This is a genomic window from Streptomyces sp. NPDC047085 (assembly GCF_040643735.1).
Lineage (GTDB): Bacteria > Actinomycetota > Actinomycetes > Streptomycetales > Streptomycetaceae > Streptomyces.
On record NZ_JBEYUW010000018.1, the window covers coordinates 15,656 to 39,737 of the forward strand.

22 protein-coding genes are annotated in these 24,082 nt (G+C 69.9%); 4 read left to right on the plus strand and 18 right to left on the minus strand.

Annotated elements, in window-relative coordinates; all coding sequences use genetic code 11:
- Positions 1-3: 3 nt before the first annotated feature.
- The 15 genes from recQ to ABZ865_RS38405 all read right to left on the minus strand — a co-directional run bounded on the left by recQ (position 4) and on the right by ABZ865_RS38405 (position 18,054).
- Positions 4-1,989 (minus strand): DNA helicase RecQ, encoded by a 1,986-nt coding sequence (recQ, locus tag ABZ865_RS38335; RefSeq protein WP_361241287.1) that lies wholly within the window; start codon positions 1,987-1,989, stop codon positions 4-6.
- 180 nt (positions 1,990-2,169) lie between these two features.
- Positions 2,170-3,819 carry an NADH-quinone oxidoreductase subunit NuoN gene (gene nuoN, locus ABZ865_RS38340; RefSeq protein ID WP_361240937.1) on the minus strand — a complete coding sequence of 550 codons (1,650 nt, stop codon included), beginning with the start codon at positions 3,817-3,819 and terminating at the stop codon, positions 2,170-2,172.
- A complete protein-coding gene (locus ABZ865_RS38345; protein WP_361240940.1) occupies positions 3,816-5,387 on the minus strand; it encodes an NADH-quinone oxidoreductase subunit M in 1,572 nt (523 codons plus the stop codon). The genes nuoN and ABZ865_RS38345 overlap by 4 nt, the downstream gene beginning before the upstream one ends.
- 5 nt (positions 5,388-5,392) lie before the next feature.
- The gene (gene nuoL / locus ABZ865_RS38350) at positions 5,393-7,288 is read right to left on the minus strand and encodes an NADH-quinone oxidoreductase subunit L (RefSeq protein WP_361240943.1); all 1,896 of its coding nucleotides are present in this window, start codon (positions 7,286-7,288) and stop codon (positions 5,393-5,395) included.
- A gap of 15 nt (positions 7,289-7,303) precedes the next feature.
- Entirely contained in the window at positions 7,304-7,603 is a 300-nt protein-coding gene (gene nuoK / locus ABZ865_RS38355; protein ID WP_073901863.1) for an NADH-quinone oxidoreductase subunit NuoK, read from the minus strand.
- A complete protein-coding gene (locus ABZ865_RS38360; RefSeq protein WP_361240946.1) occupies positions 7,600-8,442 on the minus strand; it encodes an NADH-quinone oxidoreductase subunit J in 843 nt (280 codons plus the stop codon). Before ABZ865_RS38360 ends, nuoK begins: the two co-directional genes overlap by 4 nt.
- A complete protein-coding gene (nuoI, locus tag ABZ865_RS38365) occupies positions 8,439-9,041 on the minus strand; it encodes an NADH-quinone oxidoreductase subunit NuoI (protein ID WP_361240948.1) in 603 nt (200 codons plus the stop codon). Before nuoI ends, ABZ865_RS38360 begins: the two co-directional genes overlap by 4 nt.
- Positions 9,034-10,398 carry an NADH-quinone oxidoreductase subunit NuoH gene (gene nuoH / locus ABZ865_RS38370; RefSeq protein ID WP_361240951.1) on the minus strand — a complete coding sequence of 455 codons (1,365 nt, stop codon included), beginning with the start codon at positions 10,396-10,398 and terminating at the stop codon, positions 9,034-9,036. The genes nuoI and nuoH overlap by 8 nt, the downstream gene beginning before the upstream one ends.
- Positions 10,395-12,923 (minus strand): NADH-quinone oxidoreductase subunit G, encoded by a 2,529-nt coding sequence (locus ABZ865_RS38375; RefSeq protein ID WP_361240954.1) that lies wholly within the window; start codon positions 12,921-12,923, stop codon positions 10,395-10,397. Before ABZ865_RS38375 ends, nuoH begins: the two co-directional genes overlap by 4 nt.
- Complete coding sequence (gene nuoF / locus ABZ865_RS38380) at positions 12,920-14,269, minus strand: NADH-quinone oxidoreductase subunit NuoF (protein WP_361240956.1); 1,350 nt, start codon at positions 14,267-14,269, stop codon at positions 12,920-12,922. The genes ABZ865_RS38375 and nuoF overlap by 4 nt, the downstream gene beginning before the upstream one ends.
- On the minus strand, positions 14,266-15,048 hold the full coding sequence (nuoE, locus tag ABZ865_RS38385; RefSeq protein ID WP_361240959.1) for an NADH-quinone oxidoreductase subunit NuoE: 783 nt from the start codon (positions 15,046-15,048) through the stop codon (positions 14,266-14,268). The genes nuoF and nuoE overlap by 4 nt, the downstream gene beginning before the upstream one ends.
- Positions 15,045-16,367, minus strand: coding sequence for an NADH-quinone oxidoreductase subunit D (locus ABZ865_RS38390; protein ID WP_361240962.1), 1,323 nt, complete (start codon positions 16,365-16,367; stop codon positions 15,045-15,047). Before ABZ865_RS38390 ends, nuoE begins: the two co-directional genes overlap by 4 nt.
- Complete coding sequence (locus tag ABZ865_RS38395; protein WP_361240965.1) at positions 16,364-17,128, minus strand: NADH-quinone oxidoreductase subunit C; 765 nt, start codon at positions 17,126-17,128, stop codon at positions 16,364-16,366. The genes ABZ865_RS38390 and ABZ865_RS38395 overlap by 4 nt, the downstream gene beginning before the upstream one ends.
- Positions 17,125-17,679 (minus strand): NADH-quinone oxidoreductase subunit B, encoded by a 555-nt coding sequence (locus ABZ865_RS38400; RefSeq protein ID WP_030742960.1) that lies wholly within the window; start codon positions 17,677-17,679, stop codon positions 17,125-17,127. Before ABZ865_RS38400 ends, ABZ865_RS38395 begins: the two co-directional genes overlap by 4 nt.
- A gap of 15 nt (positions 17,680-17,694) precedes the next feature.
- Positions 17,695-18,054, minus strand: coding sequence for an NADH-quinone oxidoreductase subunit A (locus ABZ865_RS38405; protein WP_003992243.1), 360 nt, complete (start codon positions 18,052-18,054; stop codon positions 17,695-17,697).
- 744 nt (positions 18,055-18,798) lie between these two features.
- On the opposite strand from ABZ865_RS38405, the gene ABZ865_RS38410 reads away from it, so the two are divergent.
- Positions 18,799-19,608 carry a C40 family peptidase gene (locus ABZ865_RS38410; RefSeq protein ID WP_361240969.1) on the plus strand — a complete coding sequence of 270 codons (810 nt, stop codon included), beginning with the start codon at positions 18,799-18,801 and terminating at the stop codon, positions 19,606-19,608.
- Positions 19,609-19,809: 201 nt separating this feature from the next.
- Positions 19,810-20,433 carry a peptide deformylase gene (gene def, locus ABZ865_RS38415; RefSeq protein WP_361240973.1) on the plus strand — a complete coding sequence of 208 codons (624 nt, stop codon included), beginning with the start codon at positions 19,810-19,812 and terminating at the stop codon, positions 20,431-20,433.
- Here def and ABZ865_RS38420 read toward each other — a convergent pair whose 3' ends face one another.
- A complete protein-coding gene (locus tag ABZ865_RS38420; RefSeq protein WP_361240976.1) occupies positions 20,434-21,768 on the minus strand; it encodes a geranylgeranyl reductase family protein in 1,335 nt (444 codons plus the stop codon).
- 20 nt (positions 21,769-21,788) lie between these two features.
- On the opposite strand from ABZ865_RS38420, the gene ABZ865_RS38425 reads away from it, so the two are divergent.
- Positions 21,789-22,322: a GNAT family N-acetyltransferase gene (locus ABZ865_RS38425; protein WP_361240978.1), complete on the plus strand. Its 534-nt coding sequence runs from the start codon at positions 21,789-21,791 to the stop codon at positions 22,320-22,322.
- A 119-nt stretch (positions 22,323-22,441) separates the two neighbouring features.
- The gene (locus ABZ865_RS38430; RefSeq protein WP_361240981.1) at positions 22,442-22,759 is read left to right on the plus strand and encodes a PASTA domain-containing protein; all 318 of its coding nucleotides are present in this window, start codon (positions 22,442-22,444) and stop codon (positions 22,757-22,759) included.
- Here the strand turns inward: ABZ865_RS38430 and ABZ865_RS38435 are convergent.
- Entirely contained in the window at positions 22,746-23,441 is a 696-nt protein-coding gene (locus ABZ865_RS38435) for a demethylmenaquinone methyltransferase (protein WP_361240984.1), read from the minus strand. The two genes, ABZ865_RS38430 and ABZ865_RS38435, sit on opposite strands and share 14 nt — an antisense overlap.
- A gap of 35 nt (positions 23,442-23,476) precedes the next feature.
- Entirely contained in the window at positions 23,477-24,076 is a 600-nt protein-coding gene (locus ABZ865_RS38440; RefSeq protein ID WP_361240987.1) for a hypothetical protein, read from the minus strand.
- Positions 24,077-24,082: the final 6 nt, after the last annotated feature.

The window sequence follows — 24,082 nt, forward strand, 5'->3', positions numbered from 1 at the left end:
CGGCTATATCCAGTCGTCCGGCTCCGGCTCGTCCCCCGGGCCGGGCCAGTCGTCCTCCGGGGACTCACCGGGCGCGGGCGGCTCGGCGGCGGCCGCGCCGGAGCCGTCCAGGGAGGACAGCACGGCGAGCACTCCCTCCCCGTACGTCGCCAGCTTCTTCTCGCCGACCCCGCTGACCGTGGCCAGTTCCCGCACCGAACCCGGCATGCGGGAGACGATCCCGCGCAGGGTGGCGTCGTTGAAGATGAAGTACGGCGGGACGCCCTGTTCCCGGGCCCGCTCGGTGCGCCAGGCGCGCAGGGCCTCGTAGGCGGGGAGCAGCTCCTCGGGCAGCTCGGCGGCGACGGTCTTGGCCTTGCCGCCGCCCCGGCCGGAGCCGGCGCCGGAACCCGACCGGGAGGCGGCCGGCTTCTTCGGCTCCTTGCGCAGCGGCACCTCCCGCTCGCTCCGCAGTACCGATCCGCTCGCCTCGGTGAGCACCAGCGTGCCGTACTCCCCCTCGACCGCGAGCAGCCCCTGGGCCAGCAGCTGCCGGATGACGCCGCGCCACTCGGCCTCGGCGAGGTCCTGCCCGATGCCGAACACGGACAGCTGGTCGTGGTCGAACTGGATCACCTTGCCGGTGCGCTTGCCGAGCAGGATGTCGACGATCTGCAGGGCGCCGAACTTCTGCCCGCGCTCCCGCTGCAGCCGCACCACCGTCGACAGCACCTTCTGCGCGGCGATCGTGCCGTCCCAGGTCTCGGGCGGGGTGAGGCAGGTGTCGCAGTTGCCGCAGCCCGAGGTGTCCGGGTCCTGGCCGAAGTAGGCGAGCAGCTGACCGCGCCGGCACCGGGCGGTCTCGCACAGGGCGAGCATCGCGTCGAGGTGGGCGCCGGCCCGGCGGCGGAAGGCCTCGTCGCCCTCGCCGGACTGGATCAGCTTGCGCTGCTGCACGACGTCATTGAGGCCGTAGGCCATCCAGGCGGTGGAGGCGAGGCCGTCACGGCCCGCGCGGCCGGTCTCCTGGTAGTAGCCCTCGATCGACTTGGGCAGGTCCAGGTGGGCGACGAAACGCACGTCCGGCTTGTCGATGCCCATGCCGAACGCGATGGTCGCGACCACGACCAGGCCGTCCTCGCGCAGGAACCGGGCCTGGTGGGAGGCGCGCGTGCCCGCGTCCAGGCCCGCGTGGTAGGGCACCGCCTCGACGCCGTTGGCGCTCAGGAACTCGGCGGTGCGCTCCACGGAGTTCCGGGAGAGGCAGTACACGATGCCGGCGTCGCCCGGGTGCTCCTCCCGCAGGAAGGCGAGCAGCTGCTTTCTGGGGTCGGCCTTGGGCACGATCCGGTACTGGATGTTGGGCCGGTCGAAGCTGGCGACGAAGTGGCGGGCCGCCGGCATGTGCAGGCGCTGGGTGATCTCCTGGTGGGTGGCGCGGGTGGCCGTGGCCGTCAGGGCGATCCGCGGGACGTCCGGCCAGCGCTCGCCGAGCAGGGAGAGGGTCAGGTAGTCGGGGCGGAAGTCGTGGCCCCACTGGGACACGCAGTGCGCCTCGTCGATCGCGAAGACGGAGATCTTGCCGCGGGAGAGCAGGTCCAGCGTGGCCTCCACGCGCAGCCGCTCCGGGGCCAGGTACAGCAGGTCCAGCTCACCGGCGAGGAACTCGGCCTCGACCACGCGCCGCTCGTCGAAGTCCTGTGTGGAGTTGATGAAGCCGGCCCGCACACCGAGGGCGCGCAGGGCGTCCACCTGGTCCTGCATGAGCGCGATCAGCGGGGAGATCACCACGCCCGTACCGGGCCTGACCAGGGCCGGGATCTGGTAGCAGAGCGACTTGCCGCCACCGGTGGGCATGAGGACGACGGCGTCGCCGCCTCCGACCACATGCTCGATGACCGCTTCCTGCTCGCCGCGGAAGGCCTCGTACCCGAAGACCCGGTGCAGCGTGGCCAACGCCTCGCTCTCGGCCGTCTCTGGCATCTCCTTGATCACGCCCGTCCCGCGCATCGTCGTGTCCCCCGTACGTCGTCCCTCGACCACTCCCTCAACGATAGGGGCCTCCACCGACACCCCCCGGAGTTATCCACAGGCCCGCCCCGAAAGGGATCGGCACGGCCCGCGGGCGACAGCACGGCGGCCCGGCACCCACCGGGGGTGCCGGGCCGCCGTGGATGGGCCTGCGCGGCCTCAGCGCACGAACACGCTCGCCTGGCTCGCCAGGTCCAGGAAGTACTGCGGTGCCACACCGAGGACCAGGGTGGCCGCCACGCCGATGCCGATCGTCGCCATCGTCAGGGGCGAGGGGACGGCCACGGTCGGGCCCTCGGGCTTCGGCTCGCTGAAGAACATCAGCACGATCACGCGGATGTAGAAGAACGCGGCGATCGCCGAGGAGATCACACCGACCACGACCAGCGGGACGGCGCCGCCGTCCGCGGCCGCCTTGAACACGGCGAACTTTCCGGCGAAGCCGGAGGTCAGCGGGATACCGGCGAAGGCCAGCAGGAACACCGCGAACACGGCCGCCACCAGCGGGGACCGGCGGCCGAGCCCGGCCCACTTGGACAGGTGGGTCGCCTCGCCGCCCGCGTCGCGCACCAGCGTGACCACGGCGAAGGCGCCGATCGTCACGAAGGAGTAGCCGGCCAGGTAGAACAGGACCGACGAGACGCCGTCCTTCGACGTGGCGATGACACCCGCGAGGATGAACCCGGCGTGCGCGATGGACGAGTACGCCAGCAGCCGCTTGATGTCGGTCTGCGTGATCGCGAGGATCGCGCCGCCCAGCATCGTGACGATCGCGACGGCCCACATGACCGGCCGCCAGTCCCAGCGCATGCCGGGCAGGACGACGTACAGCAGGCGCAGCAGCGCGCCGAACGCCGCGACCTTCGTCGCCGCCGCCATGAAGCCGGTCACCGGGGTCGGCGCGCCCTGGTAGACGTCGGGCGTCCACATGTGGAACGGCACCGCGGCCACCTTGAACAGCAGGCCCATCGCGATCAGGGCGGAGCCGATGAGCAGCAGGGCGTCGTTGCCCATGGTGGCGGCGAGCGCCGGGTCGACATTGGTGACCGTGCCGTCGACGACCTGCGCGATGCGCCCGTACGACACCGAGCCCGCGTAGCCGTACAGCAGGGCGATGCCGAACAGCGTGAACGCCGAGGCGAACGCGCCGAGCAGGAAGTACTTGACCGAGGCCTCCTGCGACATCAGCCGCTTGCGGCGGGCCAGCGCGCACAGCAGGTACAGCGGGAGGGAGAAGACCTCCAGGGCCACGAAGAGGGTCAGCAGGTCGTTGGCCGACGGGAAGACCAGCATGCCCGCGACCGCGAAGAGGAGGAGCGGGAAGGCCTCGGTGGTGGTGAAGCCCGCCTTCACCGCCGCCTTCTCGCTGTCGCTGCCCGGCACGGAGGCGGCCTGCGCGGCGAACGAGTCGACCCGGTTGCCGTGCGCCGCCGGGTCCAGGCGCCGCTCGGCGAAGGTGAACAGGCCGACCAGACCGGCCAGCAGGATCGTGCCCTGCAGGAACAGGGACGGCCCGTCGACCGCGATCGCGCCCATCGCCGCGATGTGCGCCTTCGTGGTGCCGTACCCGTCGGCCGCGAGCGCGACGACCGCGGCGAACGCGGCGCACAGGGCCACGACGGACACGAACACCTGTGCGTAGTAACGGGACCTGCGCGGGACGAACGCCTCGATGAGGATCCCGACCAGCGCCGCGCCGACGACGATCAGCGTCGGCGACAATTGTCCGTATTCGATCTTCGGCGCCGGGATCTTCGAGATCGGCTCGGCCGCGGTTGTCCACAGGCTGTGGACGGCTGCTGTGCTCACTTGGCCGCCTCCACCGAGGGCTTGGGGTCCGTCTTGTGTACGTCGGACATGGTCTGCTTGACCGCCGGGTTGACGATCTCCGTGACGGGCTTCGGGTAGACGCCCAGGAAGATCAGCAGCACGATCAGCGGGGCGACGACCACCAGCTCGCGCACCCGGAGGTCGGGCATCGCGGAGACCTCCGGCTTCACCGGGCCCGTCATCGTCCGCTGGTACAGGACGAGGGTGTAGAGCGCGGCGAGGACGATGCCGAAGGTGGCGATGATGCCGATCGCCGGGTAACGCGTGAACGTGCCGACCAGGACCAGGAACTCGCTCACGAACGGCGCGAGTCCGGGCAGCGAGAGGGTGGCGAGGCCGCCGATCAGGAACGTGCCGGCGAGCACCGGGGCGACCTTCTGCACACCGCCGTAGTCGGCGATGAGCCGCGAGCCGCGCCGGGAGATCAGGAAGCCGGCGACGAGCATCAGCGCGGCCGTGGAGATGCCGTGGTTGACCATGTAGAGCGTGGCGCCGGACTGGCCCTGGCTGGTCATCGCGAAGATGCCCAGGATGATGAAGCCGAAGTGCGAGATCGACGCGTAGGCCACCAGGCGCTTGATGTCCCGCTGCCCGACGGCGAGCAGCGCGCCGTAGACGATGCTGATGAGCGCCAGCACGAGGACGACGGGCGTCGCCCACTTGCTGGCCTCCGGGAACAGCTGGAGGCAGTAGCGGAGCATCGCGAAGGTGCCGACCTTGTCGACGACCGCGGTGATGAGGACGGCGACCGGGGCGGTGGACTCCTGCATGGCGTTGGGCAGCCAGGTGTGCAGCGGCCACAGCGGCGCCTTCACCGCGAAGGCGAACATGAAGCCGAGGAACAGCCAGCGTTCGGTGTCCGTCGCCATGTGCAGCGAGCCGCTCGCGCGGGCCTGCGCGATCTCCTGGAGGCTGAAGTTCCCGGCGACCACGTAGAGGCCGATCACCGCGGCCAGCATGATCAGACCGCCGACCAGGTTGTAGAGCAGGAACTTCACGGCCGCGTACGACCGTTGGGTGGACGCCGCCTCCTCGCCGTGCTCGTGGGCATGGTCCCCGAAGCCGCCGATGAGGAAGTACATCGGGATGAGCATGGCTTCGAAGAAGATGTAGAAGAGGAAGACGTCGGTGGCCTCGAAGGAGATGATCACCATCGCCTCGACGGCCAGGATCAGGGCGAAGAAGCCCTGGGTCGGCCGCCACCTCTTGTTGCCCGTCTCCAGCGGGTCGGCGTCGTGCCAGCCCGCGAGGACGATGAACGGGATCAGCAGGGCGGTCAGCGCGATCAGCGCCACCGCGATGCCGTCGACACCCAGTTCGTAGCGGACACCGAAGTCCTTGATCCAGGCATGGGACTCGGTGAGCTGGTAGCGGGCGCCGTCCGGGTCGAAGCGGACCAGGACGGTGACCGCCAGGGCGAGTGTGGCGAGCGAGACCAGCAGCGCCAGCCACTTGGCGGCGGTGCGCTGCCGGGCCGGTACGGCGGCCGTGGCGAGGGCCCCGACGGCCGGGAGCGCCGCCGCCGCTGTCAGCAGAGGAAAGGACATCGGTATCAGACCGCCCTCATCAGCAGGGTCGCGGCGACCAGGAGTGCCGCACCGCCGAACATCGAGACCGCGTAGGAGCGGGCGAAGCCGTTCTGCACCCGGCGCAGCCGGCCGGACAGGCCGCCGAAGCCGGCCGCGGTGCCGTTGACGACGCCGTCGACCAGGGTGTGGTCGACGTAGACCAGGGAGCGCGTGAGGTGCTCGCCGCCACGCACCAGGACCACGTGGTTGAAGTCGTCCTGGAGCAGGTCGCGCCGGGCGGCGCGGGTGAGCAGGGAGCCGCGCGGGGCGACAACCGGGACCGGCCGCGCGCCGTACATGGCGTAGGCGAGACCGACGCCGAGGACCAGGCAGACGAGCGTCGCGCCGGTGACCGTCATGGCGCTGACCGGCGAGTTCCCCTCGCTGTGCCCGGTGATGGGCTCCAGCCAGTGCACGAAGCGGTCGCCGAGGTGGAAGTAGAAGCCGCCGCCGACGGATCCGACGGCCAGCAGGATCATCGGGATCGTCATGACCTTCGGGGACTCGTGCGGGTGCGGCTCGTGTCCCTCTGCGTCCGGCTGCCAGCGCTTCTCGCCGAAGAAGGTCATGAGCATCACGCGCGTCATGTAGAACGCGGTGATGGCCGCGCCCAGCAGGGCCACGCCGCCGAGGATCCAGCCCTGGGTGCCGCCCTTCGCGAAGGCCGCCTCGATGATGGCGTCCTTGGAGTAGAAGCCGGACAGGAACGGGAAGCCGATGATGGCGAGGTAGCCGAGGCCGAACGTGACGAACGTGACCGGCATGTACTTCCTGAGGCCGCCGTACCTGCGCATGTCGACCTCGTCGTTCATGCCGTGCATGACCGAGCCGGCGCCGAGGAAGAGGCCGGCCTTGAAGAAGCCGTGCGTCACCAGGTGCATGATCGCGAAGACGTAGCCGATCGGGCCGAGGCCCGCGGCCAGCACCATGTAGCCGATCTGCGACATGGTCGAGCCGGCCAGCGCCTTCTTGATGTCGTCCTTCGCGCAACCGACGATCGCACCGAAGAGGAGCGTGACGGCGCCGACGACGGTGACGGCGAGCTGGGCGTCGGGGGCCGCGTTGAAGATGGCGGCGGAGCGGACGATCAGGTAGACGCCCGCCGTCACCATGGTCGCGGCGTGGATCAGGGCCGAGACCGGGGTCGGGCCCTCCATGGCGTCCCCGAGCCAGGACTGCAGCGGCACCTGGGCCGACTTGCCGCACGCGGCGAGCAGCAGCATCAGGCCGATGGCGGTGAGCTTGCCCTCGGAGGTGTCGCCGGTGTGGCTGAGCACCGGGCCGAAGGCGAAGCTGCCGAAGGTGGTGAACATCAGCATGATCGCGATCGACAGGCCCATGTCGCCGACGCGGTTGACCAGGAAGGCCTTCTTCGCGGCCGTCGCGGCGCTGGGCTTGTGCTGCCAGAAGCCGATCAGCAGGTACGAGGCGAGACCGACGCCCTCCCAGCCGACGTACAGCAGCAGGTAGTTGTCGGCGAGGACGAGCAGGAGCATCGCCGCGAGGAACAGGTTCAGGTACCCGAAGAAGCGGCGGCGGCGCTCGTCGTGCGCCATGTACCCGACCGAGTACAGGTGGATCAGCGAGCCGACGCCGGTGATCAGCAGGACGAACGTCATCGACAGCTGGTCCAGGCGGAAGGTGACGTCCGCCTGGAAGCTGCCGACCGAGAGCCAGGTCCACAGGTGCTGGGTGAGGGTGCGGTGCTCGGCGTCCTTGCCGAGCAGATCGGCGAAGAGGATCAGGCCGAACACGAAGGAGGTGGCCGACAACAGCACGCCGATCCAGTGACCGACGGCGTCCAGCCGCCGGCCGCCGGTCAGCAGGACGGCCGCTCCGAGCAGGGGCGCCGCGATGAGCAGCGCGATCAGGTTCTCCACGATTCTTCCGACCCCTTACAGCTTCATCAGGCTGGCGTCGTCGACCGAGGCCGAGTGGCGGGTACGGAACAGCGACACGATGATCGCGAGGCCCACCACGACCTCCGCGGCGGCGACGACCATCGTGAAGAAGGCGATGATCTGGCCGTCGAGATTGCCGTGCATCCGGGAGAAGACGACGAACGCGAGGTTGCAGGCGTTGAGCATCAGCTCGATGCACATGAACACGACGATCGCGTTGCGCCGGATCAGCACCCCGGTCGCGCCGATGGTGAACAAGAGGGCGGCGAGATAGAGGTAGTTGACGGGGTTCACTTCGACGCCTCCTCGGGCCGCTTGAACGTCGTCGGCTCGATCGCGGTCCGCTCCAGGCGCTCCTCGGAGCGCTGTTCCAGAGCCCGCAGGTCGTTCAGCGCGTCCGCCGACACGTCGCGGATCTGGCCGCGCTCGCGCAGCGTCTTGCTGACGGTCAGCTCGGACGGGGTGCCGTCGGGCAGCAGGCCAGCGATGTCCACGGCGTTGTGCCGGGCGTAGACACCGGGGGCGGGCAGCGGCGGCACGTGCTTGCCTTCGCGGACGCGCTGCTCGGCCAGCTCGCGCTGGGTCCTGGCGCGCTCCGTGCGCTCGCGGTGGGTGAGCACCATGGCGCCGACGGCGGCCGTGATCAGCAGGGCGCCGGTGATTTCGAAGGCGAAGACGTACTTGGTGAAGATGAGGGCCGCGAGGCCCTCCACATTGCCGCCCGCGTTCGCCCGGCCGATGCCGTTGAACTCCTTCAGGGAGGCGTTCCCGATGCCCGCGAAGAGCAGGACACCGAAGCCGGCACCACACAGAAGGGCCAGCCAGCGCTGACCCTTGATGGTCTCCTTCAGCGAGTCCGCGGCCGTGACGCCGACGAGCATCACCACGAACAGGAACAGCATCATGATCGCGCCGGTGTAGACGACGATCTGCACGACGCCCAGGAAGTAGGCACCGTTGGCGAGGTAGAACACCGCCAGGACGATCATGGTCCCGGCGAGGCAGAGCGCGCTGTGCACGGCCTTCTTCATGAAGACGGTGCACAGGGCGCCGATCACCGCGACGCTGCCGAGGACCCAGAACTGGAAGGCCTCACCGGTGGAGGTGGTGTAGGCCGCGAGCTGCGCGCTCATGCGTCCACCTCCTTCTCTTCGGGCTTCTCGCCCTTGGAGACGGCCACCTGCCGTACGGTCCCGGGCGCGGCCTCCGTCACCCGGCCCCGGTAGTAGTCCTGCTCGTCGGTCCCCGGGAAGATCGCGTGGGGCGTGTCGACCATGCCCTCCTCAAGACCGGCGAGCAGCTGCTCCTTGGTGTAGATGAGGTTGGCGCGGCTGGAGTCGGCCAGTTCGAACTCGTTGGTCATCGTCAGCGCGCGCGTGGGGCACGCCTCGATGCACAGGCCGCACAGGATGCAGCGGGCGTAGTTGATCTGGTAGACGCGGCCGTACCGCTCGCCCGGGGAGTAGCGCTCCTCGTCGGTGTTGTCGGCGCCCTCCACGTAGATGGCGTCGGCGGGGCAGGCCCAGGCGCACAGCTCGCAGCCGACGCACTTCTCCAGGCCGTCCGGATGGCGGTTGAGCTGGTGCCGTCCGTGGAACCGCGGAGCCGTGGTCTTCTTCTGCTCCGGGTACTGCTCGGTCAGCCGCTTCTTGAACATGGCCTTGAAGGTCACGCCGAAGCCGGCCACGGGGTTCTGGAAACCGGGCTTGGTCTCCTTGGGCTCCTCAGCCATCGGACGCCTCCTTTCCATCCGAAGATCCGTCACTGACAGTGTCCGACCCACCACTGACAATCAGCTCCCGCTCGAGGCGCGAGCGGCGCCTGGGCACCGGCGGCAGCTCCTGTCCGGGCAGCGGCGGCACGGGGAATCCGCCCGCCATCGGGTCGAATCCGGCCTGCGGGCCGACGGCCTCCTCGGCGGCCTTCCCCTTGTCGCGGAACAGGTCGGCGATGAAGGAGATCAGCAGCAGGGCGAGGACACCGCCGCCGACGTAGAGCGCGATGTCGGCGAAGTCGTAGTTCTCGTTGCGCAGGGCCCGGACGGTCGCGACGAGCATCAGCCAGGTCACGGAGACCGGGATGAGGACCTTCCAGCCGAGCTTCATCAGCTGGTCGTAGCGGACGCGGGGCAGCGTGCCGCGGAGCCAGATGAAGAAGAACAGCAGCAGCTGCACCTTGATGACGAACCAGAGCAGTGGCCACCAGCCGTGGTTCGCGCCCTCCCAGAAGCCGCTGACCGGCCAGGGGGCGCGCCAGCCGCCGAGGAAGAGGGTGGTCGCCACGGCCGAGACCGTCACCATGTTCACGTACTCGGCGAGCATGAACATCGCGAACTTGATGGACGAGTACTCGGTGTTGAAGCCGCCGACCAGGTCGCCCTCGGACTCCGGCATGTCGAACGGGGCGCGGTTGGTCTCGCCGACCATCGTGGCGATGTAGAGCAGGAAGGAGACCGGCAGCAGCAGGATGTACCAGCGGTCGTGCTGCTGCTCGACGATCCTCGACGTCGACATCGACCCCGAGTAGAGGAACACGGAGGCGAACGCGGCGCCCATCGCGATCTCGTAGGAGATCATCTGCGCGCAGGAGCGCAGACCGCCGAGGAGCGGGTACGTCGATCCGGAACTCCAGCCCGCGAGCACGATGCCGTAGATGCCGACGGAGGCGACCGCGAGGATGTAGAGCATCGCGATCGGCAGGTCGGTGAGCTGCATCGTGGTGCGCGTACCGAAGATCGAGATCTCGTTGTCGGCCGGGCCGAAGGGGATCACCGCGATCGCCATGAAGGCCGGGATGGCCGCGACGATCGGCGCGAGGATGTAGACCACCTTGTCCGCGCGCTTGACGATGACGTCTTCCTTGAGCATCAGCTTCACGCCGTCGGCGAGCGACTGGAGCATGCCCCAGGGGCCGTGCCGGTTGGGGCCGATGCGCAGCTGCATCCAGGCGACGACCTTGCGCTCCCACACGATGGAGAACAGCACGGTCACCATCAGGAAGGCGAAGCAGAACACCGCCTTGACGACGACCAGCCACCAGGGGTCGCGGCCGAACATCGAGAGGTCTTCAGCGGCGAGGTACGGGCTCATGCCTCCACCTCCTTGGGGGCCTCTTCGGCGAGGGTCGCCGGGCCGATGCGGACGAGGGAGCCGGGCTGCGCGCCGGTGTCGGAGGCGACGCCCCCGCCGGCGGAGTTCAGCGGGAGCCAGACCACCCGGTCGGGCATCTCGGTGACCTGGAGCGGAAGTTCTGTGGTGCCGGACGGGCCGGTGACGGCGAGGAGGTCGCCGTCCTTGACGCCGGCCTCCGCGGCCGTCGCGGCCGACACGCGCGCGTGTGCGGCGTGCCGGGTGCCGGCGAGCGCTTCGTCGCCCTCCTGGAGGACGCCCTGGTCCAGCAGCAGCCGGTGCCCGGCCAGCACCGCCTCACCGGCCGCGGGGCGGGGCAGCGCGGCGGCGGTCTCGACGGGCTCGGTGGCGCTCGCGCCGTCCCAGGAGCCGAGCCGGTCGATCTCCGCGCGCGTGGTGCGCACGTCCGGCAGGCCCAGGTGACAGCGTCCATCAGCGCCTTCGGCGCGGGCCATGGCGTCGGCCAGCATGTGCAGCACACGCGCGTCGGTGGGGGCGAGGCGGCGGGTCATCTGGTCGGGCTTGAGGGCGGCCTCGAAGAGGCGCACCCTGCCCTCCCAGTTGAGGAAGGTGCCGGCCTTCTCGGCGACCGCGGCGACCGGCAGGACGACGTCGGCGTGCTCGGTGACCTCGCTGGGCCGCAGCTCCAGCGAGACCAGGAAGCCGACGCTGTCGAGCGCCTCACGCGCGCGTGCCGGGTCGGGCAGGTCGGCGACCTCCACTCCGGCGACCACGAGGGCGGACAGTTCGCCGGTGGCGGCCGCCTCGACGATCTGGTGGGTGTCGCGGCCGTAGCGCACGGGGAGTTCGGCGAGCCCCCAGGCCGCGGCGACCTCCTCCCGCGCGCGCGGGTCGGTCGCGGGGCGGCCGCCCGGCAGCAGCGAGGGCAGCGCGCCCGCCTCGACGGCACCGCGCTCGCCCGCCCGGCGCGGGATCCAGGCCAGCTGGGCGCCGGTCGCGGCGGCGGCGCGTACGGCGGCGGTGAGGCCGCCGGCGACTCCGGCGAGCCGCTCGCCCACGACGATCACCGCGCCCTCGGTGCGCAGGGCCTCGGCGGCCTTCGTGCCGGGCTCGTCCAGGCCGACGCCGCCGGCGAGGGCGTCCAGCCACTCGGTCTCGGTGCCGGGCGCGGCCGGCAGCAGCGTGCCGCCCGCCTTCTCCAGGCCCCGGGTCGCGTGCGTGGCCAGTGCGAACACCCGCTGCTTGCGCGCCCGCCAGGCCTTGCGCAGCCGCAGGAAGACGCCGGGCGCCTCCTCCTCCGACTCGAACCCGACGAGCAGGACGGCCGGTGCCTTCTCCAGGGAGGCGTACGTGACGCCCGTACCGTCGAGGTCGCGGCCGCGCCCCGCTACCCGGGACGCCAGGAAGTCGGCCTCCTCGCCGCTGTGCACGCGCGCGCGGAAGTCGATGTCGTTGGTGTCGAGGGCCACGCGCGCGAACTTGCTGTACGCGTAGGCGTCCTCGACGGTGAGCCGGCCGCCGGTGAGGACACCGGCGCGGGAGCGGGCGGCGGTCAGCCCGCGCGCCGCCGCTTCCAGGGCTTCCGGCCAGGAGGCGGGCTCCAGGACGCCCTCGGCGTTGCGGACGAGCGGGGTGTCGAGGCGGTCCTTGAGCTGCGCGTAGCGGAACGCGAAGCGTCCCTTGTCGCAGATCCACTCCTCGTTGACCTCGGGGTCGTTCTCCGCGAGCCGTCGCATGACCTTGCCGCGCCGGTGGTCGGTGCGGGTGGCGCAGCCGCCCGCGCAGTGCTCGCACACCGACGGCGAGGAGATCAGGTCGAAGGGGCGGGAGCGGAAACGATAGGCCGCCGAGGTCAGCGCGCCGACCGGGCAGATCTGGATGGTGTTGCCGGAGAAGTACGACTCGAACGGGTCGCCCTCGCCGGTGCCGACCTGCTGGAGCGCGCCCCGCTCCAGCAGCTCGATCATCGGGTCGCCCGCGATCTGGTTGGAGAAGCGGGTGCAGCGGGCGCACAGCACGCAGCGCTCGCGGTCCAGCAGCACCTGGGTGGAGATCGGGACGGGCTTCTCGTACGTCCGCTTGCGGCCCTCGAAGCGGGACTCGGCGTTGCCGTGCGACATGGCCTGGTTCTGCAGCGGGCACTCGCCGCCCTTGTCGCAGACCGGGCAGTCCAGCGGGTGGTTGATGAGCAGCAGCTCCATCACACCCTTCTGGGCCTTCTCGGCGACCGGCGAGGTCAGGTGCGTCTTGACGACCATGCCGTCGGTGCAGGTGATGGTGCAGGAGGCCATCGGCTTGCGCTGGCCCTCGACCTCGACGATGCACTGGCGGCAGGCGCCGGCCGGGGAGAGCAGGGGGTGGTCGCAGAAGCGCGGGATCTCGATGCCGAGCTGCTCGGCGGCCCGGATGACCAGGGTGCCCTTGGGCACGCTGATCGCGATGCCGTCGATCGTCAGCGTGACGAGGTCTTCCGGCGGGACCGCCGCCTCTCCGCCACCCGCGGGAGCGTTGGTGGTCACGGTCATGCGTTCACCTCCGGGCGGTCCGCCCAGGCCGTCGACTTGGCCGGGTCGAAGGGGCAGCCCCGGCCGGTGATGTGCTGCTCGTACTCCTCGCGGAAGTACTTCAGCGAGGAGAAGATCGGGGACGCGGCGCCGTCGCCGAGGGCGCAGAAGGACTTGCCGTTGATGTTGTCGGCGATGTCGTTCAGCTTGTCGAGGTCGGACATGACTCCCTTGCCGGCCTCGATGTCCCGCAGCAACTGCACGAGCCAGTACGTGCCTTCACGGCAGGGCGTGCACTTGCCGCAGGACTCGTGGGCGTAGAACTCGGTCCAGCGGGTCACCGCCCGCACCACGCAGGTCGTCTCGTCGAAGCACTGCAGGGCCTTGGTGCCGAGCATGGAACCGGCGGCGCCCACTCCCTCGTAGTCGAGCGGGACGTCGAGGTGCTCGTCGGTGAACATCGGTGTGGAGGAGCCGCCCGGCGTCCAGAACTTCAACCGGTGGCCGGGGCGCATCCCGCCGCTCATGTCGAGCAGCTGGCGGAGCGTGATGCCGAGCGGGGCCTCGTACTGGCCGGGGCTCGCGACGTGGCCGCTGAGCGAGTAGAGCGTGAAGCCCGGGGACTTCTCGCTGCCCATCGACCTGAACCAGTCTTTCCCGTTTTTCAGGATCGCGGGAACCGACGCGATCGACTCGACGTTGTTCACGACAGTGGGACAGGCGTAGAGGCCTTCCACCGCAGGGAAGGGGGGACGGAGCCGCGGTTGACCACGGCGGCCTTCGAGCGAGTCGAGCAGTGCGGTCTCCTCACCGCAGATGTACGCGCCGGCGCCGGCGTGCACGGTGAGTTCGAGGTCGAGTCCGCTGCCCAGGATGTTCTCGCCGAGGTAGCCCGCCGCGTAGGCCTCGCGCACGGCCTCGTGCAACCGCCGCAGAACGGGGACGACTTCACCCCGCAGATAGATGAAGGCATGCGACGACCTGATGGCGTAGCACGCGATCACGATGCCCTCGATGAGGCTGTGCGGGTTCGCGAAGAGGAGCGGGATGTCCTTGCAGGTCCCGGGTTCCGATTCGTCGGCGTTGACAACTAGATAGTGCGGTTTTCCATCACCCTGGGGAATGAACTGCCACTTCATTCCGGTCGGGAATCCCGCGCCGCCCCGCCCCCGCAGACCTGAGTCCTTGACGTAGGCGATCAGGTCGTCCGGCGACATGGCGAGTGCCTTGCGGAGCCCCTCGTACCCCTCGTGCCTCCGGTAGACGTCCAGAGTCCAGGACCGGTCCTCGTCCCAGAAGGCCGACAGCACGGGTGCGAGCAGCTTCTCGGGGCTGGTGTCCTTGAGTTCGGGTACCACCGTCATCACTCCCCCTCCTCTTCTGCCGGGGCCGCGGGCGGCATGTCCTGGGGTTCCTGGGTGCGCGGATGCACCACGCGCGCGGGTGCGGCCTCTCCCCTTGCCAGGCGAAGGCCCACCAGCGAGGCGGGTCCGGCGCTGCCGCTCTCCTCGACGGCCCCTGGCCGCTCGTCGGGGAAGCCGGCCAGGATCCGCGCGGTCTCCTTGAAGGTGCACAGGCGCGCCCCTCGCGTGGGCTCGACGGGGCGTCCCGCACGGAGGTCGTCGACGAGGCGCTTGGCGCTCGCGGGGGTCTGGTTGTCGAAGAACTCCCAGTTGACCATCACGACCGGCGCGTAGTCGCAGGCCGCGTTGCACTCGATGTGCTCCAGGGTGACCTTGCCGTCGTCGGTGGTCTCTCCGTTGCCGACGCCGAGGTGCTCCTGGAGGCTCTCGAAGATCGCGTCGCCGCCCATCACCGCGCACAGCGTGTTGGTGCACACGCCCACCTGGTAGTCACCGGACGGCCGGCGCCGGTACATGGTGTAGAAGGTGGCGACGGCGGTGACCTCGGCGGTGGTCAGGTCCAGCATGTCCGCGCAGAACCGCATTCCGGTGCGCGTGACATGGCCCTCCTCGGACTGCACGAGGTGGAGCAGCGGCAGCAGGGCGGACCGGGAGTCGGGGTAGCGCGCGATGATCTCGCGCGCGTCCGCCTCCAGCCGGGCCCGGACGTCGTCCGGGTACGCGGGCGCGGGCAGTTCGGGCATGCCCAGGCTGACGCCCCGCTCCGAAGAAGAGGTGGTCACCGGTCGACGCCTCCCATCACGGGGTCGATGGACGCGACGGCGACGATCACGTCGGCGACCTGGCCGCCCTCGCACATCGCCGCCATGGCCTGCAGGTTGGTGAAGGACGGGTCGCGGAAGTGGACCCGGTAGGGGCGGGTGCCGCCGTCGGAGACGGCGTGCACCCCGAGTTCGCCCTTGGGCGACTCGACGGCCGCGTACACCTGTCCCGGCGGGACGCGGAAGCCCTCGGTGACCAGCTTGAAGTGGTGGATCAGGGCCTCCATGGAGGTGCCCATGATCTTCTTGATGTGGTCGAGGGAGTTGCCCAGTCCGTCCGGTCCCAGGGCGAGCTGGGCGGGCCAGGCGATCTTCTTGTCGGCGACCATGACCGGGCCGGGCTGGAGCCGGTCCAGGCACTGCTCGACGATCCGGAGGGACTGGCGCATCTCCTCCAGGCGGATCAGGAAGCGGCCGTAGGCGTCGCAGGTGTCGGCGGTCGGGACGTCGAAGTCGTACGTCTCGTAGTCGCAGTACGGCTGCGTCTTGCGCAGGTCGTGCGGGAGGCCGGTGGCGCGCAGGATCGGGCCGGTGCAACCGAGGGCCATGGCGCCCGACAGGTCGAGGTAGCCGATGTCCTGCATGCGGGCCTTGAAGATGGGGTTCCCGGTGGCGAGCTTGTCGTACTCCGGGAGGTTCTTCTTCATCTTCTTCACGAACTCGCGGATCTGGTCCACCGCGCCGGGCGGCAGGTCCTGGGCGAGTCCGCCGGGCCGGATGTACGCGTGGTTCATCCGCAGGCCCGTGACCAGCTCGTAGATGTCGAGAATCATTTCACGATCACGGAAGCCGTAGATCATGATCGTGGTGGCGCCGAGTTCCATGCCGCCGGTGGCGATGCACACCAGGTGGGAGGAGAGCCGGTTCAGCTCCATCAGGAGCACCCGGATGATCTTGGCGCGCTCGGTGATCTGGTCCTCGATGCCGAGGAGCTTCTCGACGGCGAGACAGTAGGCGGTCTCGTTGAAGAAGGACGTCAGGTAGTCCATGCGCGTCACGAACGTGGTGCCCTGCGTCCACGTGCGGTACTCGAGGTTCTTCTCGATGCCGGTGTGGAGGTAGCCGATGCCGCAGCGGGCCTCGGTGACCGTCTCGCCCTCGATCTCCAGGATCAGGCGGAGCACCCCGTGGGTGGAGGGGTGCTGGGGGCCCATGTTGACGACGATGCGCTCGTCGTCGGCGCGGGCCGCGGACTGGACGACCTCGTCCCAGTCGCCACCGGTGACCGTGTAGACGGTGCCCTCGGTGGTCTCGCGAGGGGAAGCGTGTGACGTGCTCACGAGTACGACCTCCGCTGGTCCGGAGCCGGGATCTGGGCGCCCTTGTACTCGACGGGGATGCCGCCGAGGGGGTAGTCCTTGCGCTGCGGGTGGCCCTGCCAGTCGTCCGGCATCATGATCCGGGTCAGGGCCGGGTGACCGTCGAAGACGATTCCGTAGAAGTCGTAGGTCTCGCGCTCGTGCCAGTCGTTGGTCGGATAGACGGAGACCAGGGACGGGATGCGGCGGTCGCTGTCGGACGTGCTGACTTCGAGGCGGATCAGCCGGTTGTGGGTGATCGAGCGCAGGTGGTAGACGGCGTGCAGCTCGCGGCCCTTGTCGTTCGGGTAGTGGACGCCGCTGACGCCGGTGCACAGTTCGAAGCGGAGGGCGGGGTCGTCGCGCAGGGTGCGGGCGACGCGGAGCAGGTGCTCGCGTTCGATGTGGAAGGTGAGCTCGCCGCGGTCGACGACCGTCTTCTCGATGGCGTTGTCGGGCACGAGGCCCTGTTCCTCCAGGGCGCCCTCCAGCTCGTCGGCGACCTCGTCGAACCAGCCGCCGTAGGGCCTGCTCGCCGGTCCCGGGAGTCGGACCGAGCGGACCAGGCCGCCGTAGCCGGAGGTGTCGCCGCCGTTGTTGGCGCCGAACATGCCGCGCTGGACGCGGATCTCCTCGCCGCCCTGGCCGCGCTGGCCGGGGAGGTTGGAGGCGGAGAGGTCCTTCTCGGGGTTCACCCCGTTCGCGGACCCGTTCGCACCGTGGGTGCCGTTCGCGTCGCTCACCGCAGCAGCCCCTTCATCTCGATCGTGGGCAGGGCCTTGAGCGCCGCCTCCTCCGCCTCGCGGGCCGCTTCCTCGGCGTTGACGCCGAGCTTGGAGGACTGGATCTTCTGGTGGAGCTTGAGGATCGCGTCCATCAGCATCTCGGGCCGGGGCGGGCAGCCGGGGAGATAGATGTCGACCGGGACGATGTGGTCGACGCCCTGGACGATCGCGTAGTTGTTGAACATGCCGCCCGAGGAGGCGCAGACGCCCATGGAGATCACCCACTTCGGGCTGGGCATCTGGTCGTAGACCTGGCGCAGCACCGGTGCCATCTTCTGGCTGACCCGGCCGGCGACGATCATGAGGTCGGCCTGGCGCGGCGAGCCGCGGAAGACCTCCATGCCGAAGCGGGCGAGGTCGTAGCGGCCGGCGCCGGTGGTCATCATCTCGATGGCGCAGCAGGCCAGGCCGAAGGTGGCCGGGAAGACGGACGCCTTGCGCACCCAGCCCGCGGCCTGCTCGACGGTGGTCAGCAGGAATCCGCTCGGCAGCTTTTCTTCGAGTCCCATGTCGTTAAAGGCCCCTCAGTCCCATTCCAGGCCGCCGCGCCGCCATACGTACGCGTACGCGACGAAGACGGTGAGCACGAAGAGCAGCATCTCCACGAGCCCGAAAATCCCCAGGGCGTCGAAGGTGACGGCCCAGGGGTAGAGGAAGACGATCTCGATGTCGAAGACGATGAAGAGCATCGCCGTCAGGTAGTACTTGATGGGGAAGCGCCCGCCGCCGGCCGGCGTGGGGGTCGGCTCGATGCCGCACTCGTAGGCTTCGAGCTTGGCGCGGTTGTACCGCTTCGGACCGATCAGCGTGGCCATGACCACGGAGAAGATCGCAAAGCCTGCCCCGAGGGCTCCCAGTACGAGGATGGGCGCATACGCGTTCACCGCTCCTCGCTCCTCTCAGTCGGCACTGACTGCTGGCGGTTGCGGCCGGGCTCACTTCCGCCTCACCAGTCCCCCGAGCCCCGCTCGTCCCGGCGAAGATCGAGAACATGTGAAGCAGGTCACAAGCCCAGTCGCCACGCATCTTATGCCTGTCGGTCTGTGATCTGCGACACGGGGTATTGCACAAGCTTTGTGATCTCCACCACCTGACGAAGGATCATGAAGTCGGATGATGAGTGATCTTCATACGCGAAGCGTTCACCCGATCACGAGAAGTGACAATTTCGCGCATCATCGCAGGCCGGAGGGGGCGTCTCCATATCAAGAGGGTTCCGCTGCATGCAAATTGGCGCTGGGCACGGAGGCCTGCTAGAGGTCCGCGTTCACACATCAGAGGGAGCTGTGGGGCGGGAAGTGGACGGGGGTCCGGCGCGTGCACGCGTTCACGAGCGCCGCGCGCACGGGACGCACCCCTTCCGGTAACCGTTCCGTGACCTCCACCACACTCATGAGAGCTGCATGAGAACGGGGCTTGGCCATTGACCGCAACCGATGGTAGGTGCGGGGCAATTCGGGCGTAATGATCAAAGGCCGTGATCACAGGCTTGATCACGGACGTCCGCAATGTCCGTTACGGCGTCAATAAAGAGCGACACGCCCGGGATTCAGGGGCCCCATTGAGCAACTGTGGCGCAGGACACGTTTCTTGAAGATATGAAGGAGCCCCTGATACCGGTTATTCCCATGTCCCACACCGCTCACATACGCAGCCACCGGAAACCCCGCCGCAGCGCGTCCACCATCGCGATGCGGGCCGGAGTTGCCGGTGGCGTCCTCAGCACCCTGGCAGTCGCCGGGGCGTCCGGGTCGGCGAACGCCGCCGAGCCGGTGACGCAGACCCTCGAACTGCCCACCCTGACGGCCGACGTGGCCACCCAGGTCGCCCAGTCCGCGGACGCCACGCAGCTGGCCGCCGCGAACTACGAGCTGCAGGCCGAGCGTGACGCGGCCGCCGCGAATGCCGCGAAGCAGGCCAAGGCGGACCTCGCGGAGGCGAAGAAGAAGGCGGCGGAGGCCAAGCGGAAGGCCGAGGAGGCCGCCCGCAAGGAGGCCGCCGCGCGCGCCTCCCGCAACGCCGAGCGGACGACGCTCTCCACCACGGCGAGCACCTCCACCTCCACGAGCACGTCCACGGCCACCGGTTCGGCCGCCGCGGTGATCGCCTTCGCCAAGGCGCAGATCGGCAAGAGCTACGTCCTCGGTGCCTCCGGCCCCAACGCGTGGGACTGCTCCGGCCTGGTGCAGGCCGCCTTCAAGCAGGTCGGCATCGACCTGCCGCGGGTCTCCCAGAGCCAGTCGACCGCCGGCACCCAGGTGTCGCTGAGCAACCTCCAGCCGGGCGACATCCTGTACTGGGGCAGCGCGGGCAGCGCGTACCACGTGGCGATCTACGTCGGCGACGGCATGTTCGTCGGTGCCCAGAACCCCTCCACCGGCATCGTGGAGAAGCCGCTGTCGTACGACCCGCCGACCGGCGCCGTGCGGGTGCTCTGAGCACACCAGCAAAAGGAAAGGGCCGTAGCCGCTCGGGGGCCGCGGCCCTTCCGGCTGTCCACGGCCTGCCCACGGCCTAGTCCAGGACCTGTTCCCGCCGCCTCCGCGGGTGTTGTGTGCTGTTGTCATGATTCCGGGAGGGTGGACCGAGGGTCCGCCCGCTCACCCGGAGCATCCTCACCGACACAGGGAGACACAGCGATGCCGAGCGTGTTCGTGCAAGGCAGGCCCGTCGATTCGTATCCGCGGCTCGCCCCCGAGGCCCGACGCGGGCAGGTGCGGCGCATCACCGAGGTCGGCGAGGAGGTGCTGCACAAGCCGTGCCGGGACGTCACCGAGTTCGGGCCCGATCTCGCCGCGCTCATCGACGACATGTTCCTCACCATGTACGTCGCCGAGGGAGCGGGACTGGCGGCGAACCAAGTCGGGGTCGATCTGCGCCTGTTCGTGTACGACTGCCCCGACGACGACGGTGTCCGACATGTCGGACACATCGTCAATCCGGTGCTGGAGGCGCCGACGGCCGGGCGCCGGCTGAACGACGAGGGCGAGGGGTGCCTGTCGGTGCCGGGTGCCGTGATGGCCGTAGCGCGGCCGGACCGGGCCGTGGTGCGCGGGCAGGACAGGGACGGCAGCCCGGTCGTCGTCGAGGGCACGGGGTACTTCGCGCGCTGTCTCGCCCACGAGACCGACCACACCAATGGGTACATCTACCTGGATCGGCTCTCCAAGCGGGAGAAAAAGGACGCGCTGCGGCAGATGGCGGACCGGCGGGACGAGGTGTTCGCCCGCCGGGCCGCCAACATCGCGGCTCTCAGCGCCTGATCACGCCTTCGGCGCCACCTTGCTCAGGGCGTTGACGATGCGGTCGATGGCGTCGCCGCCCGTGGGGTCGGTGAGGTTCGCGAGGAGCTTCTGGACGAACTTCATCAGCACCGGGTGCGACATGCCCCGCTGGGTCGCGATCTGCATGATCTTCGGGTTGCCGATCAGCTTCACGAAGGCGCGGCCGAGCGTGTAGTAGCCGCCGTAGGTGTCCTTGAGGACGCGCGGGTAGCGCTGCAGGGCGATCTCGCGCTGGGCCGGCGTGGACCGCGCGTGGGCCTGGACGATGACGTCGGCGGCGATCTGGCCGGACTCCATGGCGTAGGCGATGCCCTCGCCGTTGAAGGGGTTCACCAGGCCGCCGGCGTCGCCGACGAGGAGCAGCCCGCGCGTGTAGTGCGGCTGGCGGTTGAAGGCCATCGGGAGGGCGGCGCCGCGGATCGGACCGGTCATGTTCTCGGGGGTGTAGCCCCAGTCCTCCGGCATGGACGCGCACCAGGCCTTGAGGATCTCGCGCCAGTCCAGCTCCTTGAAGGCGGCGGAGGTGTTGAGCACGCCGAGGCCCACGTTGGAGGTGCCGTCGCCCATGCCGAAGATCCAGCCGTAGCCGGGCAGCAGACGGTCCTGGGGGCCGCGCCGGTCCCACAGCTCCAGCCAGGCCTCCAGGTAGTCGTCGTCGTGGCGGGGCGAGGTGAAGTACGTGCGCACCGCGACGCCCATCGGGCGGTCCTCGCGGCGGTGCAGGCCCATCGCGAGGGACAGGCGGGTGGAGTTGCCGTCGGCGGCGACGACGAGCGGCGCGTGGAAGGTGACCTCGCGCTTCTCCTCGCCGAGCTTGGCGGTGACGCCGGTGATGCGGCCGGTGCGGTCGTCGACGACCGGGCCGGAGACATTGCACAGCTCGAAGAGCCGCGCTCCCGCCTTCTGGGCCTGGCGGGCGAGCTGCTCGTCGAAGTCGTCGCGCTTGCGCACGAGTCCGTAGTTGGGGAAGGAGGCGAGTTCCGGCCAGTCCATCTGGAGCCGGTGGCCGCCGCCGATGATGCGCAGACCCTTGTTGCGCAGCCAGCCGGCCTCCTCGGAGATGTCGACGCCCATGGCCACGAGCTGCTTGACCGCACGCGGGGTGAGGCCGTCGCCGCAGACCTTCTCCCGGGGGAACTCGGTCTTCTCCAGCAGGAGGACGTCGAGTCCGGCCTTGGCGAGGTGGTACGCGGTGGTGGAGCCGGCTGGCCCCGCGCCCACGACGATCACATCGGCGGTGTTGTCGGAGAGGGGCTCGGTCACGGCGGGATCTCCCCAAGGTTCGAAATCTGCGTGCCGACGGGCACTGGACATGGGCAGTCTATTCAGCAGAATTGATCACCCGGCTGAAGGGCTGCCCCGTGAACCGAACTCACCCCGCAGTACGGCTTCGTGTGCCCACCGACGAGGACGCGTTCGTCTGGCACCGGGTCTTCGCCGACCCCGAGGTCATGGAGTTCCACGGGGGCAGGGCCGCCGAGGTCTCGGTCTACGAGGAGCTGACCGCGCGCCAGCGCCGGCACGACGCGGAGCGGGGGTTCTGTCTGTGGTCGGTGCTGGACGAGTCCGGCGACGTCGTCGGCTTCACCGGGGCCCAGCCGTGGCCGCACGCGTGGGGTCCGGCGGGCGAGATCGAGATCGGCTGGCGGCTCGGCCGGGCGCACTGGGGCCGGGGGTACGCGACGGCGGCCGCCGAGGAGACCCTGGAGCGGCTGCGGGCGGCGGGGGTGCCGCACGTGGTGGCGATGGTGGACGCGCGCAACGAACGCTCCATCGCGGTCACCCGGCGCCTGGGCATGCGGCTCGCGGAGACCTTCACGACCCCGTCCTCACAACGCCAGGGGCACTGCTACCGACTTGACCTGTGACTGAGAGTAACCAAGTGTTACAGAAAGCCACCTGAAGCTTCCGGGCGGCCCGGGTGCGCGTTACGCTTCCAGTACCGCTGGGGGTGACATCTGTGCAAATAACACCCAAAACACCCGAAGTGCGCGTCCCCCGTCTGATCGGCCTGATGGCCATGGACGCGCGCGAAACGGCCCGGGCGCGGGGCCTGTTCCTCAACGCGCCGGACCGCCCGGACTTCCAGCACACGGTCGTCGACTACGTCGTACGCCAGTACCCGCAGCCCGGCGCCGAGGTGCCGCCGGACTCGATGGTGTACGTGTGGTTCGACTTCCGTGACGGCGAGGGCGGCGGAGGCGTACGTGAGCCACGCATTCCGCGGCCTCCCACGGGCGGGATGCAGCGCGAACTGAACGAGCCGCCCGACCCGCACCCCGTAGCGGGACTCAGCTCTCCTTGAAGCCCCGGTGCAGCGCCACCACACCCCCGGTGAGGTTGCGCCACGCCACGCGCGACCAGCCGGCCTTGCGCAGCCGCTCGGCGAGGGCCGGCTGGTCGGGCCAGGCGCGGATGGACTCGGCGAGGTAGACGTACGCGTCCGGGTTCGAGGACACCGCACGCGCGACCGGCGGCAGGGCGCGCATCAGGTACTCGGTGTAGACGGTCCGGAACGGCGCCCACGTCGGGTGCGAGAACTCGCAGATCACCACGCGCCCGCCGGGCCGGGTCACCCGGTACATCTCGCGCAGGCCCGCGTCGAAGTCCTGCACGTTGCGCAGCCCGAAGGAGATCGTGACGGCGTCGAAGGTGTCGTCCTTGAACGGCAGCCTCGTCGCGTCGCCGGCCGTGAACGGCAGCCAGGTGTGCTTCTTCTTGCCGACCTGGAGCATCCCCAGCGAGAAGTCGCAGGGGACCACGTACGCGCCCGTCCGCGCGAACGGCAGCGAGGAGGTCGCCGTGCCCGCCGCGAGGTCGAGGATCTTCTGCGCGGGGCGCGCGTCGACCGCCTTCGCCACCTCCTTGCGCCAGCGTCGGTCCTGGCCGAGCGACAGCACGTCGTTCGTCAGGTCGTACCGTTCCGCCACGTCGTCGAACATCGAGGCGACTTCGTGCGGCTGCTTGTTCAGGGAAGCGCGGGTCACCCGCCCATTGTGGCAGCAGGGGATACGGAACGGGCTCAGCGGCCCCGGTACACCAGCCGCCCGCCGATCACGGTCGCCACGCAGGTGCCGGCGCCGCGGCGGACCAGTTCGGCGCGGTCCGCGACGTCGAACACGGCGAAGCGGGCGGGCCCGCCCGGGACCAGCCGCGGCAGCAGGACCAGCGGGGTCGGGGACAGCGCCGCCGGGCCCGGAAGGCGGTCGGGCCGCTGCCCCACCGCGAGCCCGGCCCGGCGCACCGCGTCGGCCACGGCCCGCGACCGGAACTCCCCGGCCACCGCCACCGTGCCGTGCGCCAGCATCCGCTGCACCCCGCGGCGCGCGCTCGCGCCGAGGCGCGCGGGATCGCCGCGGAAGATCTCCCTCGCCCGCGCCCCGCCGATGGGCTCGGTGCCGAGGACGTCGGCCTCGCGCGGGTCGGGGTGGTAGGTGGCCTCCAGCAGCTCCGGACCGTACGGGTTCAGCAGCCCCGGCGTGAGGATGCCGGGCCAGCGCCGCACCTTCGCGCGGGGCTCGGCGGCGGCCAGTTCCTCGTACGGGCCGACGGCGGCCACGGTCGCGCCGTCGACCAGAACGGCCGCCTCGGGAGAGTGCTCGGCGACGTGAAGTGTCAGCACAGTGCG